Origin of the sequence: Acidiplasma cupricumulans (assembly GCF_001402935.1) — an archaeon.
Taxonomy (GTDB): Archaea; Thermoplasmatota; Thermoplasmata; order Thermoplasmatales; family Thermoplasmataceae; genus Acidiplasma; species Acidiplasma aeolicum.
Map to the genome: position 1 here is coordinate 1 of NZ_LKBH01000043.1, position 4745 is coordinate 4745.

A 4745-nucleotide genomic window follows, 5' to 3' on the forward strand; every position below is an offset into this window, starting at 1 on the left:
TAATAAATAATATTTACTTTGTTTCCTCAATAGAGAAGGATGTTTCATTTCCCTCCATGTATGTTTTGATAACCTTATCTGTATAAAGTGAGAGTTTCGTTTGCCCATCGCCATCATAAATTAAACCTATAAGTGATGGTTTTTTCATTGCAAGATTAAAGAATGAACTCCAGAATTCACTTTCATATACCGGAACACCTGAATCATTCCTTGGAATCACATCCCCCACATTGTATATAAAAAGTGCTGGATCCTTTTCGCTTGAGCTTTTTGTTGTTATTTCGGCCCATAACTTCTCTGCAAGCAGAGTTGCATCATCGCCATCCCTTACAATAAGCCTGCCAGCATAATCCGCACTTAATGAAATTTTAACAACCTTGTATGCCTCGTCATCCGAAACTATATTTTTAAAAGGGTCAAACATGGCTGTCTGCAATATGAAAATTTTTCTGTTAGATTTTAGAATTTCCCCCATTAATTTTCTGGCAACCTCTAATTTTCCATCACCATTTTTACCGTACATTAAAATTTTATAATCGCTCGAGGCAATTTCCTTTAACTGGGCCATTCTGGAATCAAAGTTTATATCTGTTTCCGTCCCTCCAAAATTTTTTGATTCCAGATATTTATGGGCGATCTCACTGGCCTCGGGTCCACGGCCCTTGTTATCCAATCTCAGCTCTATCCTCTGGCTGTAATCCATAATCATCATTTTGGTTATCTCAGCCCTGTAAGTATATATAGTCCTTTTTTTTGTATTCATCATTTCTTTTATTGAAAACTTAACTTCCGGGTCAAAGATTTTATATGTAGGTTTTTTTATATTCTTCCATGTAAAATCAATGTCTATATATTCCCTGAATTTTTTCAATATATCCTGGTTCTGGGTCCTGCTATCAGCAAATTCGTGTATGATTTTCTGATTTTTTCTTACATGTTTTTCCTTTTCTATCAAAATAATTCTTACCCTGAATTTGTCCTCCTTAATTGAATATTCAAAATCCTCTGATTTTTTATTATATTCATAAAACCAGATTAAAATTCCCTGATTTTTATCAAGGCTTGAGAGAAATGCTTTTAATCCCTTTAATTCTATTCCGGTTTCATCATGGTCTGAATAATAATATGGATCATTTAACCTTACAGATATATATGAATTTCCTGCCTTGGGCAGTGAGTCTATGGGGTCTATGTCTATTGCCTCCTTAACAAATGATGGCCTGCTGTTTGTGTATATATAAACATGAACATCATCAGACTTCTTATAATAAAAAACACCAAAACGGTTTCCAAGCGTGCTAAATAACCTTTGATTATAATCATCGTCCTTTATACCATTTATAACCTCAAACCACTTGCCCTCCTGAGACATTTAAAGACCTTAATTATTATAATTATTGGATATACTTAAATTTTGTCATGCAGCGTCATTCAGTAAATTTGATTTATATAATTTTAGGGCAGGATATAAAAACTATTATAATTGCAAACACATTATTGTTCATAAATGTATTCCATAGGCATAGATATAGGAACTGAAAACTCTGCAGCGGCCATAACCACCATTATTAATGGGTCAATGAAAAGTGTTATAATACCATCAGGTGAAGGCACTCCTGATGGAAAAACGACCCCAAGTTATATAACATTTGCAGGGAAAAACATATATACGGGCATGCCGGCCAAAAAAATGGAAAAAATTTATCCTGACGGGACAATTAAAAATTTTAAGAGGAAAATTGGTACTGATTATCTCTTTAAAACCGGTAATGAATTCCATACACCACAGGAGTTAACAGCAATTTTACTTACAAAAATAAAAATGGATGCCGAGATATATCTTAAGGATAAAATAAGGGATGCCGTTATAACAGTTCCTGCCTATTTTAATGACAATCAGAGGAATGCAACCAAGGTTGCAGCAGATCTTGCCGGAATTAAGGTTAAAAGGCTGATAAATGAGCCCACTGCTGCGGCAATTGCCTACGGTTTTAACCAGTTTCTGGATGAAAGGGAGCTAAATGAAAATGTAATTGTATATGATATGGGTGCCGGAACGCTGGATGTGACAATATTAAATATAAGGAAAAGAACATTTAGTGTACTATCAACATCCGGGGATACAATGCTCGGTGGAATAGAAATGACCAATGCATTATATAACCATCTTAGGTCAGTTTTTATTAAAAATAACATAAATATTGATTCCTCTGAGAAAATATTTTATCTTAAAGAGTTTGCAGAATATGCAAAGATATGGCTTACCTATAATTATACCATCAGCTTTTCACCCTCCAGTGTGCTATCCGGTGATTTTACAGGCCGTGGAAACATTAATATTGAAATAACAAGGGATGAGTTTAATTCAATTATAGAACCAATAATTGAAAGGTCATTTAGGGCAATAGATGAGGCCTTTTATAAATCAGGCATAACAAAAAACAATGTAAATCATTTAATTTTTATAGGTGGTCCAACTAAAATACCGTTCTTACAGAATACGGTTGAAAAATATCTTGGCATAAAGGCACTTTCAGGAATAGACCCAATGTACACTGTTGCCATAGGTGCATCAATTATAGCCGCATCAAAAGCTGAAATAAGGGAGGCCATAAAAACTGGAATAATATTTAAGGATGTTACACCCTTAACACTTGGCAATGTAATAATTAATGATATAGTCGTGCCAATGATCCCAGCAAATACCAGAATACCATGTTCTGTAACAAAACCCTTTACGACCGTTAGGGACTATCAGAAGGAAATAGTCATAAAGATTGTTCAGGGTGAAAGACCAATAGGAAGCTACAATGAATTGATTGGCGAGTTAAGATTAACAGACCTAAAGCCGGCGCCAAGGGGAGAGGTAACAATAGATGTAACATATGTAATAGACCGGAATGGTATTTTAAGGGTAAGTGCCAGGGATTCATCAACAGGATCAGAGAATCATATAATTATTAAAAAACCCATAAACATGGACCCTGAGAAAATTGAAAGGATAAAAAGTGAGGTTAAAAAATATTATGATTCAGATATGCAGATTAAAAACATAGCAGAATTAATGAATAATGCGAATGAAATGCTTTACAGGCTAAAAAAAATTGCAAATTTTCAGTCCGCCTCTGGAAAAATATCCTATTATAATATAAGCCAGGACATAATAAAACTTACAGATCTTATTAAGAACAAGGATATTAAAAATCTAAAAACTTTAATTGAAAAATTAAAAAATGACTATAATATTAATTATTAGCGGAGATTAAACTCCCCGGCCTCTCTTAATACCTCTGGTTTTTTCTTTATATAATGCAACGTTATTGAAATTCCTCCACCAAGCACCCAGATTATGGTGAATATAAACGATGCAAAATATGCTGTATTTATTCCTGTTGGATTAAGCACATATTTATGTATAATATTGTATGCAGTGAAATATATGACAATGGCACCTATTATGGTGGCAGCCGTTGGGGCAATTCCATGTTTTAATATGCTAAATTTATTTATCCTTCTTGTATAAAATGTTAATGATGTGTTGGCGAGTATATGTACTATTATAATTGAAATTCCGGTTCCAGCCTCCAGAACAAACGCAGCATTCAATGGCCCAAAAATAAGGCCAACTATGACATCAAGTATAAATGAAAATACTGCCCAGGTAATTACCGCATTTGCCGGTGAGTGATATTTTTTATTTATTTCTCCGAGCTTGGAGGGAAAAACAATGTTATCCCTTGCAGCAGAATACCACCATCTGCTAACTGCAGTTGCCTTTGAAACCCCATTTGATAAATAACTGTTTAAAGTAAAAACTATTAGAAGTATAAGTCCAACAGGTCCCAGGTACCTGTAAAATACAGTTAGACCTGCATCAGGATGGCTTGCAAAGCTTCCGATATTTGAAATTCCCCATCCAACGGTAAGGGCATATGCAGATGGTATGAGTGCAATGGCCGTAAGTATCATGGCAAAAACTATGGATTTACCTATATTCTTTTTTGGTTTTTCTATCTCCTCTGAAACTGTTGTAACAACTCCGGATCCCGTAAAATCCAGTATTGAGAACACGGATGCAAACATAATGGATGAAAAACCAAGTGAATATTTTCCGGTAACCTCAAATGGTATAAGCGAATTCCCTGACCCAACCCTTATAATTATTATAATTGATCCAATTAAAAGGAATAATATCTCCATTAAACCGGCTATTGCAGTGTAATTAAGGGACGGCCTTATTCCAAGATATGTTACTGTGACAATAAAGGCTGTGAAAAGGCCTGCAAAGAGTATCCATATATAAGGAATTGATGTTATTGCTGGATACATTAAAAATATGAAACTTGAAAGACCAAGTATTCCAAAGGCTGCACCTGTGACATCATAGTACATAAAGCTAAGCGCTGTAATGGGCCCCATGGCACCATCCTCTGTGGCCCCTGCTGCATATGCATAGTAGCTTCCGGCATTTGATTTGAACTTTGATAGCTCAAATGGTGTGACCATCCATAGTGCGTAAATTATCCATCCAATTATTACTGATAGCACTGTTTGCGCACCAGATATTGAAAAGGATGCAACCAGCAGTATGGCAATATCTGCTGCAGGGGCAACCTGGCCGAGGGATTGAAACGTTCCCTGCAGCAGCCCTATTGAATTTCTTTTTAATTCTGTTTTTTGCACAGACATTATAAACACCAATAATTAATTTAATAGTTGAATATTATATTAAAATTTTTTGTTAA

The 4745-nt window shown here is 34.9% G+C and carries 3 protein-coding genes; 1 reads left to right on the forward strand and 2 read right to left on the reverse strand.

The window, feature by feature from the left end; translation table 11 throughout:
• Positions 1-13: 13 nt before the first annotated feature.
• Positions 14-1372 carry a hypothetical protein gene (locus AOG55_RS01650; protein WP_055040803.1) on the reverse strand — a complete coding sequence of 453 codons (1359 nt, stop codon included), beginning with the start codon at positions 1370-1372 and terminating at the stop codon, positions 14-16.
• 135 nt (positions 1373-1507) lie between these two features.
• Between AOG55_RS01650 and AOG55_RS01655 the strand changes: the two genes are divergently transcribed.
• Complete coding sequence (locus AOG55_RS01655) at positions 1508-3256, forward strand: Hsp70 family protein (protein ID WP_054963881.1); 1749 nt, start codon at positions 1508-1510, stop codon at positions 3254-3256.
• Here AOG55_RS01655 and AOG55_RS01660 read toward each other — a convergent pair.
• Positions 3253-4689: an amino acid permease gene (locus tag AOG55_RS01660; RefSeq protein WP_054963880.1), complete on the reverse strand. Its 1437-nt coding sequence runs from the start codon at positions 4687-4689 to the stop codon at positions 3253-3255. The genes AOG55_RS01655 and AOG55_RS01660 overlap by 4 nt on opposite strands.
• Positions 4690-4745: the final 56 nt, after the last annotated feature.